Origin of the sequence: Sphingomonas molluscorum (assembly GCF_039522995.1) — a bacterium.
Taxonomy (GTDB): Bacteria; Pseudomonadota; Alphaproteobacteria; order Sphingomonadales; family Sphingomonadaceae; genus Sphingomonas; species Sphingomonas molluscorum.
Window position 1 is genome coordinate 197,274 of the sequence record NZ_BAAAEL010000001.1, and the last position, 13,575, is coordinate 210,848.

15 protein-coding genes are annotated in these 13,575 nt (G+C 68.1%); 6 read left to right on the plus strand and 9 right to left on the minus strand.

Annotation, left to right across the window (positions count from 1 at the left end; genetic code table 11):
• Positions 1 to 10: 10 nt before the first annotated feature.
• The 6 genes from ABDZ92_RS01030 to ABDZ92_RS01055 all read right to left on the minus strand — a co-directional run bounded on the left by ABDZ92_RS01030 (position 11) and on the right by ABDZ92_RS01055 (position 5,529).
• On the minus strand, positions 11 to 481 hold the full coding sequence (locus ABDZ92_RS01030) for an SUF system Fe-S cluster assembly protein (RefSeq protein ID WP_125961981.1): 471 nt from the start codon (positions 479 to 481) through the stop codon (positions 11 to 13).
• On the minus strand, positions 481 to 1,695 hold the full coding sequence (locus tag ABDZ92_RS01035; RefSeq protein WP_125961980.1) for a cysteine desulfurase: 1,215 nt from the start codon (positions 1,693 to 1,695) through the stop codon (positions 481 to 483). The genes ABDZ92_RS01030 and ABDZ92_RS01035 overlap by 1 nt, the downstream gene beginning before the upstream one ends.
• Positions 1,692 to 2,771 carry a SufB/SufD family protein gene (locus ABDZ92_RS01040; RefSeq protein ID WP_125961979.1) on the minus strand — a complete coding sequence of 360 codons (1,080 nt, stop codon included), beginning with the start codon at positions 2,769 to 2,771 and terminating at the stop codon, positions 1,692 to 1,694. Before ABDZ92_RS01040 ends, ABDZ92_RS01035 begins: the two co-directional genes overlap by 4 nt.
• Positions 2,768 to 3,511 carry a Fe-S cluster assembly ATPase SufC gene (gene sufC / locus ABDZ92_RS01045; RefSeq protein ID WP_125961978.1) on the minus strand — a complete coding sequence of 248 codons (744 nt, stop codon included), beginning with the start codon at positions 3,509 to 3,511 and terminating at the stop codon, positions 2,768 to 2,770. Before sufC ends, ABDZ92_RS01040 begins: the two co-directional genes overlap by 4 nt.
• Positions 3,512 to 3,583: 72 nt before the next feature.
• Positions 3,584 to 5,047: a Fe-S cluster assembly protein SufB gene (gene sufB, locus ABDZ92_RS01050; RefSeq protein ID WP_125961977.1), complete on the minus strand. Its 1,464-nt coding sequence runs from the start codon at positions 5,045 to 5,047 to the stop codon at positions 3,584 to 3,586.
• Positions 5,047 to 5,529, minus strand: coding sequence for an SUF system Fe-S cluster assembly regulator (locus ABDZ92_RS01055; protein ID WP_125962022.1), 483 nt, complete (start codon positions 5,527 to 5,529; stop codon positions 5,047 to 5,049). Before ABDZ92_RS01055 ends, sufB begins: the two co-directional genes overlap by 1 nt.
• Positions 5,530 to 5,710: 181 nt before the next feature.
• Between ABDZ92_RS01055 and ABDZ92_RS01060 the strand changes: the two genes are divergently transcribed.
• Positions 5,711 to 6,718, plus strand: coding sequence for a quinone-dependent dihydroorotate dehydrogenase (locus ABDZ92_RS01060; protein ID WP_125961976.1), 1,008 nt, complete (start codon positions 5,711 to 5,713; stop codon positions 6,716 to 6,718).
• A gap of 156 nt (positions 6,719 to 6,874) precedes the next feature.
• On the opposite strand, the gene ABDZ92_RS01065 is transcribed toward ABDZ92_RS01060, so the two are convergent.
• The gene (locus tag ABDZ92_RS01065; protein WP_125961975.1) at positions 6,875 to 7,192 is read right to left on the minus strand and encodes a 2Fe-2S iron-sulfur cluster-binding protein; all 318 of its coding nucleotides are present in this window, start codon (positions 7,190 to 7,192) and stop codon (positions 6,875 to 6,877) included.
• A 78-nt stretch (positions 7,193 to 7,270) separates the two neighbouring features.
• Here ABDZ92_RS01065 and ABDZ92_RS01070 point away from each other — a divergent pair, with 78 nt between their 5' ends.
• The 3 genes from ABDZ92_RS01070 (at position 7,271) to ABDZ92_RS01080 (ending at position 8,827) form a co-directional block, all read left to right on the plus strand.
• Positions 7,271 to 7,894, plus strand: a complete 624-nt coding sequence (locus tag ABDZ92_RS01070) for a DNA-3-methyladenine glycosylase family protein (protein ID WP_125961974.1) — start codon at positions 7,271 to 7,273, stop codon at positions 7,892 to 7,894.
• Positions 7,895 to 7,976: 82 nt separating this feature from the next.
• Complete coding sequence (locus tag ABDZ92_RS01075; protein WP_125961973.1) at positions 7,977 to 8,438, plus strand: DUF2721 domain-containing protein; 462 nt, start codon at positions 7,977 to 7,979, stop codon at positions 8,436 to 8,438.
• A complete protein-coding gene (locus tag ABDZ92_RS01080) occupies positions 8,435 to 8,827 on the plus strand; it encodes a DUF4345 domain-containing protein (protein WP_125961972.1) in 393 nt (130 codons plus the stop codon). Before ABDZ92_RS01075 ends, ABDZ92_RS01080 begins: the two co-directional genes overlap by 4 nt.
• 128 nt (positions 8,828 to 8,955) lie before the next feature.
• On the opposite strand, the gene ABDZ92_RS01085 is transcribed toward ABDZ92_RS01080, so the two are convergent.
• A complete protein-coding gene (locus tag ABDZ92_RS01085) occupies positions 8,956 to 10,545 on the minus strand; it encodes an amidase (protein ID WP_125961971.1) in 1,590 nt (529 codons plus the stop codon).
• Positions 10,546 to 10,953: 408 nt separating this feature from the next.
• On the opposite strand from ABDZ92_RS01085, the gene ABDZ92_RS01090 reads away from it, so the two are divergent.
• Entirely contained in the window at positions 10,954 to 12,855 is a 1,902-nt protein-coding gene (locus tag ABDZ92_RS01090; protein ID WP_125961970.1) for a ribonucleoside-diphosphate reductase subunit alpha, read from the plus strand.
• Positions 12,856 to 13,027: 172 nt separating this feature from the next.
• Here the strand turns inward: ABDZ92_RS01090 and ABDZ92_RS01095 are convergent, their stop codons facing one another.
• Entirely contained in the window at positions 13,028 to 13,306 is a 279-nt protein-coding gene (locus tag ABDZ92_RS01095) for a DUF2171 domain-containing protein (protein WP_125961969.1), read from the minus strand.
• A gap of 56 nt (positions 13,307 to 13,362) precedes the next feature.
• Here ABDZ92_RS01095 and ABDZ92_RS01100 point away from each other — a divergent pair, with 56 nt between their 5' ends.
• On the plus strand, positions 13,363 to 13,563 hold the full coding sequence (locus ABDZ92_RS01100; RefSeq protein WP_125961968.1) for a hypothetical protein: 201 nt from the start codon (positions 13,363 to 13,365) through the stop codon (positions 13,561 to 13,563).
• Positions 13,564 to 13,575: the final 12 nt, after the last annotated feature.

Here is a 13,575-nt window from a genome sequence, read left to right on the forward strand (position 1 = left end):
CGTTCCTCCCTTACAACATGCCGAGTTCGAGCTTGGCCTCGTCGGACATCTTCTGCGGGTCCCAGGGCGGATCCCACACCAGGTTCACCTCGGCCGTGGCGACGCCCGGCACCGCGCCGACGCGCAACTCGACTTCGCCCGGCATCGATTCCGCGACCGGGCAGTGCGGCGTCGTCAGCGTCATGGTGACGGCGACATGGCCACCCTCGGTCACGTCGACGCCATAGATCAGCCCCAGGTCATAGAGATTGACCGGGATCTCGGGGTCATAGATCTCCTTCAGCGCCGCGATGACGCCGTCGTAGATTTCGCCGCCCGGCTCGCCGGCCGACACCGGCTCCGGCTTCTGCGCCAGGAAACCTTCCAGATAGTCGCGACGGCGCGGCTCCGCTGCCGCATCGACCACCTCGTCCACGCGTGCCTTGCGCGGCGCGTCCACCGTGTCGACTTCTTCCACCGCGATCCTACGTGTCTCGTCCATTAGCCGAAGATCCTGCTCACTCGTTCCAGTCCGCGCACCAGTGCGTCCACGTCGGCCTGGGAATTATAGACGCCGAAGCTTGCGCGCGCGGTCGCCGGCACCCCGAGCCGATCCATCAGCGGCTGTGCGCAATGGTGGCCGGCGCGGATCGCCACGCGTTCCTCGTCCAAGATGGTGCCGATGTCGTGCGGATGCACCCCCTGAAACGCAAAGCTGACGATGCCGGCGGAATCTTCCGGCCCGAACAGCGTGACCGAGTTGATCCGCCCCAGCCCTTCGCGGGCGGCGGCGACCAACGCCGTCTCGTGCGCGTGGATCGCGTCCAGACCGATGCCCGCGACATAGTCGATCGCGGCATGCAGCCCGAGCACACCGACGATATGCGGCGTCCCTGCCTCGAACCGTCCCGGCGGCGGCGCATAGGTGGTGCGCTCGAAGGTCACTCGGTCGATCATCGACCCGCCGCCCTGGTACGGCGGCATCGCTTCGAGCAGCTCCGCCCTGCCCCACAGCACGCCGATGCCGGTCGGACCGTAGAGCTTGTGGCCGGAGAAGACGTAGAAGTCGCAGCCGAGCTTCGTCACGTCCACCGGCAGCCGCGCGACCGCCTGGCAGCCGTCGATCAGGATCTTGGCGCCGACGCCATGCGCCAGCGTCACCGCGCGCTGCACGTCGAGTACCGAGCCCAGCACGTTGGAGACATGGGCAAGCGCGACGAGCTTGTGCTCGGGCCGCAGCATCTGCGCCATCACGTCCAGGTCGATGCGGCCGTCGGCGGTGAGCGGCACGACGTCGATTGCAGCACCCACCCGCTCTGCGACCATCTGCCACGGCACGATGTTGCTGTGGTGCTCCAGCATCGACAGCAGGATGCGGTCGCCCGCCTTCAACTGCGTGCCGGCCCAGCTTTGCGCGACCAGGTTGATCCCCTCGGTCGCACCACGGGTGAAGACGATCTCGTCCGGCGAGCCCGCGCCGATGAAGCTTGCCACCCGCCGCCGCGCCGCCTCGAACGCCAGCGTCATGTCAGCCGAGCGCTGGTAGACCCCGCGGTGGACGGTGGCATAGGTCTCGCCATAGCCGCGCGCGATCGCGTCGAGCACCGGCCGCGGCTTCTGCGCGGTCGCGGCGGTGTCGAGATAGGCATAGCCCGCCGGGATCGCCGGGAAATCGGCTACCACGTCGAGCGGACGGGTGTCGGCCAGCACGCTCACAGCGCCGCTTCCAGCCAGCGATCGGCGTCGGCCACGAACGCCTCGCGCACGGTCTCCTGGCCGATGCGGTCGAGCGAGTCCGCCACGAATGCGCGGGTCAGCAGCGCCTTGGCGCGCGGGCGCGGCACGCCGCGGCTCTGAAGGTAGAAGAGCGCGCGATTGTCGAGCTCGCCCACGGTCGCGCCATGCGCGCACTTCACGTCGTCGGCAAAGATCTCGAGCTCGGGCTTGAGGTTCACCGTCGCCGTGCGCTGGAGCAGGATGCCGCGGAGCGACTGTTCGCCGTCGGTCTTCTGCGCACCGCGCGCCACATCGACGCGGGCAGCAAGGCTCGCGGCCGACTGGTCGGCCGCGACCGCGCGCCAGGTCTGGTGGCTGGTACCGCGCTCGGCCGCATGGCGGACGGTCACCGCACACTCCTGGCGCTGCTCGCCGCGGGTCAGCAGCGCGCCACCCATTTCGGCATAGGCATCGGTGCCGCTCACCACGAGTTCGCCGTCGATGCGGCTGCCCATGCCGCCGGCACCTAGGAAGGTCGCGGCATAGCTTGCCGCCTGGCCGACATCGACCTCGTCGCGGATCGAAACGAAGCCGTCCGACTGGATCAGCCGGACCGAGCGCATCAGCCGCGCACCGCGTGCGAGTTCGATGCGGGTCTGGCGATTGGCCCAGCCGCTGCCGACGAAGGTCTCGACCACCGACGCCGCGGCATCGGGCGCGAGCGCGATGAACCCACGCAGATGATTGTCGCCGCCCGACCCCAGATGGACGATCTGGATCGGATCGCTCACCGCCTCCTGGCCGAGTTCCAGCGCCCAGCCCTCAAGCTGCCCGAAGCGGGCGAGCGGGTGCTCGCTCGTCCAGGCACGGCTACCGACAGCAACCGGCCCGGGCGCGCTGCGCGCGGCGTCATAGACGCCATCGACGAACACCAGCCGCGGGCCATCGATCGGCAACAGCGCGGCGTCGAGATCGGGTGCGGCTCCACGCGGGCTCTCGGCCGCGCGCTGCAGTGCCGGCAGGTCCGCCCAGCGCCACCGCTCCGACTTGGGCGAAGGAAGTTCGAGGGTGCTCACGCCGCCACCTGCGCGTAGCCCTCGCGCTCCAGCTCGAGCGCGAGTTCGGCACCGCCGGTGCGGACGATCCGCCCGTCGGCGAGCACGTGAACGACGTCCGGCTTCACGTAATCGAGCAGCCGCTGATAGTGGGTGATCAGGATGACCGCCTTGTCGGGCGCGCGCATGATCCGGTTGATGCCGTCGCCGACGATCCGCAGCGCGTCGATGTCGAGGCCGGAGTCGGTCTCGTCCAGGATCGCGAGCTTGGGATTGAGGATGCCCATCTGCACCATCTCATTGCGCTTCTTCTCGCCGCCGGAGAAGCCGACATTGACCGGGCGCTTGAGCATTTCCGCGTCCATGCTGAGCGCATCGGCCTGTGCGCGGGCGAGCTTCAGGAACTCGCCGCCCGACAGCGGCTTTTCGTCGCGCGCCTTGCGCTGGGCGTTCAGCGCCTCGCGCAGGAACTGGACGTTGGAGACGCCGGGGATCTCGACCGGATACTGGAAGCCCAGGAACAGGCCGGCAGCCGCGCGTGCGTCCGCCTCCATCTCCAGCAGGTCCTCGCCGCCAAAGGTCACCGAGCCCTCGGTCACCTCATAGCCCGGGCGGCCGCCGAGGACGTAGCCGAGCGTCGACTTGCCGGCGCCGTTCGGCCCCATGATCGCGTGCACTTCGCCCGCATTCACGGTCAGCGAAAGGCCCTTCAGGATCGGCTTGCCGTCGATCTCGGCGTGCAGGTTTTCAATCTTCAGCATGGATGACTTCCAGAACTTTCCATTGTCCGGGCAGCGCGCGCCGCCCCGTAGTACCAAGCGCCCTTGCGTCGATCAGCCGACCGAGCCTTCGAGCGAGATCCCCAGCAGCTTCTGCGCCTCGACCGCGAACTCCATGGGCAGCTGCTGCAGCACCTCGCGGGCAAAGCCGTTGACGATCAGCGCCACCGCCGCTTCCTGGTCGAGCCCGCGCTGCATCGCGTAGAACAGCTGGTCCTCGCTGATCTTCGAGGTCGTCGCCTCATGCTCGATCTGCGCCGACGGGTTCCGCACCTCGATGTACGGCACGGTGTGCGCGCCGCACTGGTCGCCGAGCAACAGGCTGTCGCACTGGGTGAAGTTGCGGACGTTCTCGGCGGTCGGGCCGACGCGGACGAGCCCGCGATAGGTGTTGTCCGAGCGGCCGGCCGAGATGCCCTTCGACACGATCGTCGAGCGGCTGCCCTTGCCCAGATGGATCATCTTGGTGCCGGTATCGGCCTGCTGGCGATTGTTGGTGACGGCCACAGAATAGAATTCGCCGACGCTGTTCTCGCCCGCCAGCACGCAGCTGGGATACTTCCAGGTGATGGCGGAGCCGGTCTCGACCTGGGTCCACGACACCTTCGAATTCTTGCCCTGACACAGCGCGCGCTTGGTGACGAAGTTATAGATGCCGCCGACGCCGTTCTCGTCGCCCGGATACCAGTTCTGGACCGTGCTGTACTTGATCTCGGCATCGTCCAGCGCCACCAACTCGACGACAGCCGCATGCAGCTGGTTCTCGTCGCGCATGGGCGCGGTGCAGCCTTCGAGGTAGCTGACGTATGCACCCTTGTCGGCGACGATCAGCGTCCGCTCGAACTGGCCCGTGTTCTCCGCATTGATGCGGAAATAGGTCGACAGCTCCATCGGGCAGCGTACGCCCTCAGGGATGTAGACAAAAGTCCCGTCCGAAAAGACCGCGGAGTTCAGCGTCGCGAAATAATTATCCCGCTGCGGCACGACCTTGCCGAGCCACTTGCGGACCAGATCGGGATATTCGCGGATCGCCTCCGAGATCGAGCGGAAGATGACGCCGGCGGCTTCCAGCTCCTTGCGGAAAGTGGTGGCGACCGAAACGCTGTCGAACACCGCGTCGACCGCGACCTTGCGCGCGCCCTCGACCCCGGCGAGCATCTTCTGCTCCTCGATGGGGATGCCGAGCTTTTCATAAACGCGCAGGATCTCGGGATCGACCTCGTCCAGGCTGCCGAGCTTCGGCTTCGCCTTGGGTTCGGCGTAATAGTAGGCGTCCTGATAGTCGATCGGCGGGACGTTGAGCTTCGACCAGTCCGGCGCCTCCATCGTCTGCCACAGGCGGAACGCCTTCAGGCGCCAGTCGAGCATCCATTCGGGCTCGCCCTTCTTGGCGCTGATGTAGCGGACCGTATCCTCGCTCAGCCCCTTGGGCGCGAAGTCCTGCTCGATGTCCGAGGAGAAGCCCCACTCGTACTTCTTGTTCGCGGCGGCGAGCGCCTCTGCGTTCTTGGTAGCCATTATGCGTGCACTCCGGCACCCGGCCGCAGCGCGGGGTCCAGTTGGGAAAGGGTTGGTTCAACAGGCTCGGGGCCTGCAGAAGAAGAAATCGTTGCCAGGCTGACCGAGGCGAGCGCGTCGCGGACCAGCGCGTTGACGCCGCCCCAATGGGGACGCACCCGGCAGCTGCCCTCCACCGCGCAGTCGTGGCGGTCGGCATCCACGCAGGTGGTGAGGGCGATAGGCCCTTCCACCGCCTCGACGATGTCGGCAAGCGAAATCGCCGCCGCGGGCCGTGCCAGCCGGAAGCCGCCGGCCGCCCCGCGCCCGGTCTCGACGAGCCCGGCGGCCGACAGGCGGCTCACCAGCTTCTGGACGGTCGGCAGCGGCAGGCCCGTATCCTCGGCCAGCCGCGTCGCGTTGAGCCGCGCCACGCCACCGCAGTGGCGCGCGGTCGCGCTCATCATCACGACGGCATAGTCGGCAAGGCTGGAAAGTCGCATGGCTCCCAATCGGATCATTCCGGTCTGAATTGCAAATGGGAGCAGCGACCCTTAGGGTCAACCGGATTTTGCAGGCGCGAAGGCTTCTTTGGCGTTATTGTTCCGATCACAGTAATCGGAGGGCCGCGCCGGGACACTCGCAGGCTTTGACCCCCCTTCCCGCCGCTGCCATAGCCGGACGATGCGCTTCTATCATCCCCTGCTGTTCTCGCTCGATGCCGAGCGTGCGCACCGCCTGACGATCCGCACGCTGGCTGCCTGGGGTGCCGCCGGCTCGCCGTTCGCGCCCGGTACGCCCCGCGAGATGCCGGTCACGATCGCAGGGCTGCGCTTCCCGAACCCGGTCGGGCTCGCGGCGGGCGTCGACAAGGATGCGGAGGCCGTCGCCGGCTTCTTCGCGCTCGGCTTCGGATCGGTCGAGGTCGGCACGCTCACCCCGCGCCCGCAGCCCGGCAATCCGCAACCGCGGCTGTTCCGGCTGGTGGAGGACCGCGCGGTCATCAACCGCATGGGCTTCAACAACGGCGGGCTCGACGCGGCGCTCGACCGCATCGCCCGCATGCCCGAGCGCCGCGGCGTGCTCGGCATCAACGTCGGCGCCAACAAGGAGTCGGTGGCGGGCGACAGCGCCATTGCCGACTATGTCGCCGGCATCACCAAGGCCGCGCCCTTCGCCGACTATCTGACGATCAACATCAGCTCGCCCAACACGCCGGGCCTGCGCAACCTGCAGGCACAGCCGGCGCTGGGCGAGCTGATCGCCGCCTGCGACGCGGCGCGTCACCTGGCGATCCGGCGGGTGCCGCTGTTCCTGAAGGTCGCGCCGGATCTCGATCGCGCCGGGCTGGAGGTCGCCGCCCGCGCGGCGATCGACGGCGGCATCGACGCACTGGTCGTCTCCAACACCACGATCTCGCGGCCGGCGGGGCTGCGGTCGGGGAATGCGGGCGAAACGGGCGGGCTTTCGGGGGCGCCGCTCGCCGCGCTCGCCCGCGCCAAGCTTGCCGAGGCGCGCGACATCACCGGCGGGCAGCTGCCGCTGGTGTCGGTCGGCGGCATCGGCTCGGCGGATGAAGCCCAGCGTCGGCTGGATGCGGGTGCCAGCCTGGTGCAGCTCTACTCGGCGCTGGTGTTCGAGGGGCCGGGGCTGGCCCGGCGCATCGTCGCCGGATTGAAGCCCAGCGCCTGAAGCATCAGGAAAATATGTCCGTTCGTGCTGAGTAAGGGCTGAGCGAAGTCGAAGTCCCGTATCGAAGCACCGTGGCGGTCCTTCGATACGCCATTTCGACTACGCTCAATGGCTACTCAGGACGAACGGGTGGGTTCAACGTTCGTGCCCCTAGCCTCAGTCCTCGGCGGCGATCGTCACGCGCAGGCCGTCGAGGGCCGGGGTGAACTGGATCTGGCACGACAGGCGCGAGCGTTCGTCACGGTCCGACGTGCTGTCGAGCAGCTCGTCTTCGTCCTCGCTCATCTGCGGCAGCAGCGGCAGGAATTCCGCGTCGACATGGACGTGGCAGGTCGCGCAGCTGCAGCAGCCGCCGCACAGCGCCAGCAGTTCGTCGAAGCCGGCGTCGCGGATCACTTCCATCACGCTCAGGCCGACCTCTGCGGGCACGCTGCGTTCTTCTCCTTCGCGCGTGGTGACGGTAAGCGTGGGCATGCATTTTCTCCAGAACAGCTGTCAGGCCATTGGCGACCGCCGCCGCCAAATTCAAGGCGCACGGGCTCGGATGCCGGCATGGGCTTGAGCGCACAACAGCTGCGCGAGGCACTGGATGCGCTTGGCGCGATCGAGCCGGCGTTCGCCGCCGCGGTCGGGCGCGTCGGCTATCCCCCACCGCGCATTCGCGAGCCCGGCTATGCGACGCTGCTGCGCACGATCGTCGGCCAGCAGGTGAGCGTCCATGCCGCCGCCGCCGTGTGGCGCCGGCTGGAGGAGGCGCTTGGGGAGGTCGAGGAACCTGCCCGTCTTGCCGCCGCAAGCGACGAGACGCTGCGCGCCGCCGGGCTCTCCCGGCAGAAGATCGGCTACGCCCGCAGCTTGGCCGACGAAGTGGCGAGCGGGCGACTGGACCTGGCCGCGCTGCCGGCGGACGACGAGGAAGCGATCACGGCGCTTATCCGCATCAAGGGGATCGGGCGCTGGTCGGCGGAAATCTACCTGTTGTTCGCCGAGGGGCGGCCGGACATCTGGCCGGCCGGTGACCTCGCGGTGCAGGTGGAGGTCGGGCGCATCCTGGGCCACGCCGAACGCCCGAACGAGAAGCTGGTGCGGGTGTTGGCGGAAGGCTGGCGCCCACACCGCGGGGCCGCCGCGATCCTCGCCTGGCACCATTACAACAGCAAGATGGAGGTGATCTGACCGCCCGGCGCGGCCCGACCGGCAGCGCCCCGACGCCACCATTTCGCTTGCGCAACCTTGGCGGCCCACGAATAACGGGCGCGTGGCATTCTCTCCCGTCCTCTCCACCGTCGCAGAAACGATCCAGGTCGCGATCGCGCCCGTGTTCCTGCTCGCCGGCCTCGGCGCGATCCTGAACGTGATGGTCGGGCGGCTCGCCCGCATCGTCGATCGCTCGCGGCAGCTGACCGCGCTGCAGCTGCGCGGCGGCGATCCCGAGCGGGTCCAGCATGTGGCGGAGCTGCGGCTGATCGACGGGCGCATCCGCATGATCAACAACGCGGTCTATCTGGTCGTCATGGCCGCGATCGCGATCTGTCTGGTGGTGGCGATGCTGTTCGTGGCCGAACTGGGCAATTTTCAGATCGGGCAGGTGATCGCGGTCGCCTTCATCGTCTCGATGCTGCTGCTGACCGGCGGGCTGATCTGCTTCCTGATCGAGATCCACATGTCCGTGCGCGCGATCCGCGTCCGCTCCGACCTGCTCGAACTGCCGCTGCCGTGACTTGGGAGCGCCGGCTGCTGCAGGCGGTCGTGGCGCTGTTGTGCCTGATCCCACTGTCCACGGCGAGCGTCGGCATCCTGCGCGGGGCCGAGTGGCTGGCGCAGGACGCCGTGCGCGCGGACCTCGACAGCCATTTCCGCTACCTGTCCGGCGTGTTCCTGGGGATGGCGCTGGGCTTTGCCAGCTGCATCCCCGCGATCGAGCAGCGGGGCGCACGCTTTCGCCTGCTGGGGATGATGGTGGTGATCGGCGGGCTGGCACGGGCGTGGTCGCTGCTGTCGGTGGGTGCGCCGTCCACCGGGCATCTGGTCGGGCTGTGCGTCGAGCTGGGAGCGGTACCGCTGGTGCTGCTGTGGCAGGCGAGCCTGCAACGCCGCTGGCGCGGTTAGGTCTTCGTCGCACTTCCTTCCATATCCCCGCGCAGGCGGAGATCCAGGGCCCAGCAGAACGACGGTCGCGCCCGGAACCCTGGGCTCCTGCCTTCGCAGGAGCACGAAAGAGGCGCCCGCCAGGCCGTCTATCGCGCCGCTTCCAGTCCGCCCACCGTCGGCACGCTCGCCGCATAGCCGGGCTTCACCCGCATCCGCCCGCGCTGTTCGAACGCATAGCCGGCGCCCAGCAGCAGCGCCTCGCTGTACTTGGGTCCGAGGAAGGAGAGGCCGGCGGGCAGCCCTTGCACCAGCCCCATCGGCACCGTCAGGTGCGGCGTGCCGGCCACCGCGGGAAGTTCGCTGGCCGAGGGCGGCACGAAATGATCGCCATGCACCGGATCGGAGAGCCAGGGCAGACCATAGGTCGGCGACACCAGTAGCCGGACCTTCGCCTGGCCGAGCATCGCGTCGATGCCCTCGGCACCCGCGAGCCGCAGCGACTTGGCGCGCGCCTCCTGATAGGCCGGGTCTTCGAGGCCGGGCATCTTCTGCGCCGCCTCGAACGTGTCCTGGCCGAAGAAGCGCATTTCGGTGTCGGCGTGCTCGGCATTGAACGCGATGACGTCTGCGAGCGTGCGGGTCTTCACGGCATGCGGCGTGGTCGCGAGATAGGCGTTGAGGTCGGCCTTCAGCTCCGCCTTCAGCACCAGGAACTCGGCTTCGCCCAGGCCGTCGAGCTTGGGCGGCGTCACGTCGACCAGGGTCGCGCCTGCCGCGCGCAGCACGGCTAGGGCCGCATCATATTGCTTCGCGAGCGGCGCCGACATTTCAGGCCGGAGCACGCCCACCCGCATACCCTTCAGCGCATCGGCCGATAGCGCGGCGGCATAGTCGGTGCGGTGCCGGTCGGCGTCGCGCGTGGTCGGGTCGGCGGGATCGCTGCCGATCATTGCCGAGAACAGCAGCGCCGCATCGCGCACGCTGCGCGCCATCGGTCCCGCGGTGTCCTGGCTGTGGCTGATGGGCACGATGTGGGTGCGGCTGACCAGGCCGATCGTCGGCTTGAGCCCCACCAGCCCGTTCATCGCCGCCGGGCACACGACCGAGCCGTCGGTCTCCGTCCCCACCGCCGCCGCGGCGAGGCTGGCGGCGGCGGCCGTGCCGCTGCCGCTGGAGGATCCGCAGGCGGTACGGTCGAGCGCATAGGGGTTGCGCACCAGCCCGCCGATTGCGCTCCATCCGCTGATCGACCCGGAAGAGCGGATGTTCGCCCATTCGGACAGGTTGGTCTTGCCCAGGATTACGGCGCCTGCCGCGCGCAGCCGCGCCACCACCGGCGCATCGCGGCCGGTGCGATTGTCCTTGAGCGCCAGGCTGCCGGCGGTGGTCGGCAGTTCCCGAGTCTCGATATTGTCCTTGATCAGCACCGGCACGCCGTGAAGCGGACCGCGGATTCGTCCTGCGCGCCGTTCGGCGTCGAGGGCACGCGCCTGCGCCAGCGCCTCGGGGTTCACGGCGACGACGCTGCGCAGCGTCGGCCCCTTGCGGTCGATCGCCTCGATGCGCGCGAGATAGGCGCGAGTCAGCGCCTCGCTGCTGGTGCCCGCGGCCAATGCGGCTGCGGCGTCGGAGAGGGAGAGTTCCTCGATGGGAGGCGTCTGGGGCGGCTCCGCGCGCGCGGTCGTCGCAAGCGCCAGCAGCGCCAATCCCAGCATTCCCCCTTGTACCCGCCGCATCCGATACTCCCTAGCTTGTGGACGCAGCTTGAGGCCGACAGCGACCGCTTGCAACGGGGCGGCAGGGCTGCCGGGCGCACGCGAAAATTTTTTCAGGCTGCGGTTTTCGCTTGATCGCTAGGAATGTCCACGCGTCGCGCGCGCCGGGGAACGATGAACGCCGGATTCACTGCGACGAGCGATCTTGCAAGCTGCCGAGGTTTGCGCGACACCAAGTCTTGTGGTGGCGCCTGGGAAGCGGCGCTATCGCTGGTATCCAGCGAAGGCTTCCAGTTTGAACGGAATGCGGCGGAAAAGCCGCGTTTTTTGACGGTGCAGGTGGCTCACGCGGGCTGGTTGCGGCCGTGTTCGGCGACGCTACATCGGGCCTGCCAAGGCCGCGAACAAGATATTTGGAACGAGGGCAGCATGGATTTCAGCAGGGACAGCCAGGACAATCGCGCAGGCGACAGCACGACCACGCTGGACGCACCCGCCCCTGCGGCCGCGCGCAACAGCCGTTCGATTGCCCGCCCCTATCCGGTCGAGGTCGACCATGCGCGCGACGCGCTGCTGACCGAGTTCGGCAAGGAGACGCTGACCGACCGCTACCTGCTGCCCGGTGAGTCGTTCCAGGACCTGTTCGTGCGTGTGGCCTCGGCCTACGCCGACGATGCTGCGCATGCGCAGCGCGTGTACGACTATATCTCGCGCCTGTGGTTCATGCCGGCGACACCCGTGCTGTCCAACGGCGGCACCGGCCGCGGCCTGCCGATCTCCTGCTACCTGAACTCGGTCCCCGACAGCCTGGAAGGCATCGTCGAGACCTGGAACGAGAACGTCTGGCTCGCCTCGCGCGGCGGCGGCATCGGCACCTATTGGGGCAACGTCCGCGGCATCGGCGAGCCGGTGGGCCTCAACGGCAAGACCAGCGGCATCATCCCGTTCGTGCGCGTGATGGATTCGCTCACCCTCGCGATCTCGCAAGGCTCGCTGCGCCGCGGCTCGGCCGCCTGCTACCTCGACATCTCCCACCCGGAGATCGAGGAGTTCCTGGAGATCCGCAAGACCTCCGGCGACTTCAACCGCAAGGCGCTGAACCTGCACCACGGCGTGCTGATCCCCGACGCCTTCATGGAAGCCGTGCGGGCCGGTGCGGAGTGGGAGCTCAAGAGCCCCAAGGACGGCTCGGTTCGCGGCAAGGTGGACGCACGCGCGCTGTTCCAGAAGCTGGTCGAGGTCCGCCTCGCCACCGGCGAGCCGTACATCGTGTTCTCCGACCATGTGAACTCGACGATGCCCAAGCATCATCGTGACCTGGGGCTCAAGGTCTCGACCTCGAACCTCTGCTCGGAAATCACGCTACCGACCGGCACCGACCACCTCGGCAACGATCGCACTGCGGTGTGCTGCCTGTCCTCGCTTAACCTCGAGAAGTGGGACGAGTGGAACGGCGACAAGCGCTTCATCGAGGACGTGATGCGCTTCCTCGACAACGTGCTTACCGACTATATCAAGAACGCTCCCGACGAGATGGCGCGTGCCCGCTATTCGGCCGAGCGCGAGCGTTCGGTGGGCCTGGGCGTGATGGGCTTCCACAGCTTCCTCCAGGCGCGCGGGCTGCCGTTCGAGGGCGCCATGGCCAAGTCGTGGAACCTCAAGATCTTCAAGCACATCAACGCCCAGGTGAACGAGGCGTCGATGCAGCTGGCGGTCGAGCGCGGCCCCTGCCCCGACGCCGCCGACATGGGCGTGATGGAGCGGTTCAGCTGCAAGATGGCGATCGCGCCCACCGCGTCGATCTCGATCATCTGCGGCGGCACCTCGGCGTGCATCGAGCCGATCCCGGCGAACATGTACACCCACAAGACGCTGTCCGGCTCGACCGCGGTCAAGAACCCGCACCTCCAGAAGCTGCTGCGCGAGAAGTCGAAGGACTCGGACGCGGTCTGGAACTCGATCCTGGAGCATGGCGGCTCGGTCCAGCACCTCGACTTCCTGTCGGTGGACGAAAAGGCGTGCTTCAAGACCAGCTTCGAGATCGACCAGCGCTGGCTGCTCGAGCTGGCCGGTGACCGCACGCCCTATATCGACCAGGCGCAGTCGCTGAACCTGTTCATCCCGGCCGATGTCGAGAAGTGGGACCTGCTGATGCTCCACTTCCGCGCGTGGGAGCTGGGCATCAAGTCGCTCTACTATCTGCGCTCGAAGTCGATCCAGCGCGCGGGCTTTGCCGGCACCGGCGGCGTCGAGGCGGACAACACGCCCGAGGCGCCGAAGTTCGAGATCGGCGAGAGCACCGACTACGACGAGTGCCTGGCCTGCCAGTAAGGCCGCGCAGCCGCCCGTCGGCTATGCTATAGGAAGGCGTCCCGGGAGCCGTTGCTCCGGGACGCCGATCCGCCCCGGCTGGGGCGATGAGGATGGAATGAACGCAGCCTCCGCCACGTTCGGAATCGCCGCACCGGTCCGCGCACCGCGGACCGCTGCGGCGGCATCCGGATCAGAGCGGCTCGCCGTCCTCTTCCTCTTCGAAGGTGACCGCGACGTCCGCGTTCGCCGACAGGCGGACCTTGTCGCCCTCGACCTCGGCGACCAGGCCGATGGAGATGAAGTGGTGATGGTCGGTATGGAGGCCTTCCTCGACGCCCTCGATGTCGGCACCGCTGTCCTTCTTGGTCAGCTTGATACGGTCGCCCTCGACCTTGTCGACGGTGCCGACATGGACGCCGTCCGCGCCGATCACTTCCATATGTTCCTTGATGGCCGTCAGGTCTGCCATGGGAGTCCTCCTTGGTTGGTGACGGCCGATCAACGCACGTCTCCCCGGATGGTCGCATGACCGTCGCGGTGTTCATCATGTACGGCGTGGCACTCGTCGCAGGTGTGGCCGGCGCCTGGCTGCTCCTGCGGCTGCGCGGGGCCACCAGCGAGGGTGCGGTCTACGGCTATCGCATCGCCGGCACCATGCTCGCGGCCCTCGCCCTCGTCCTTGCCATCTTCGCGACGGCGCAATGGTCCTGGAACCAGACACCATGACCGGTCGCCGCG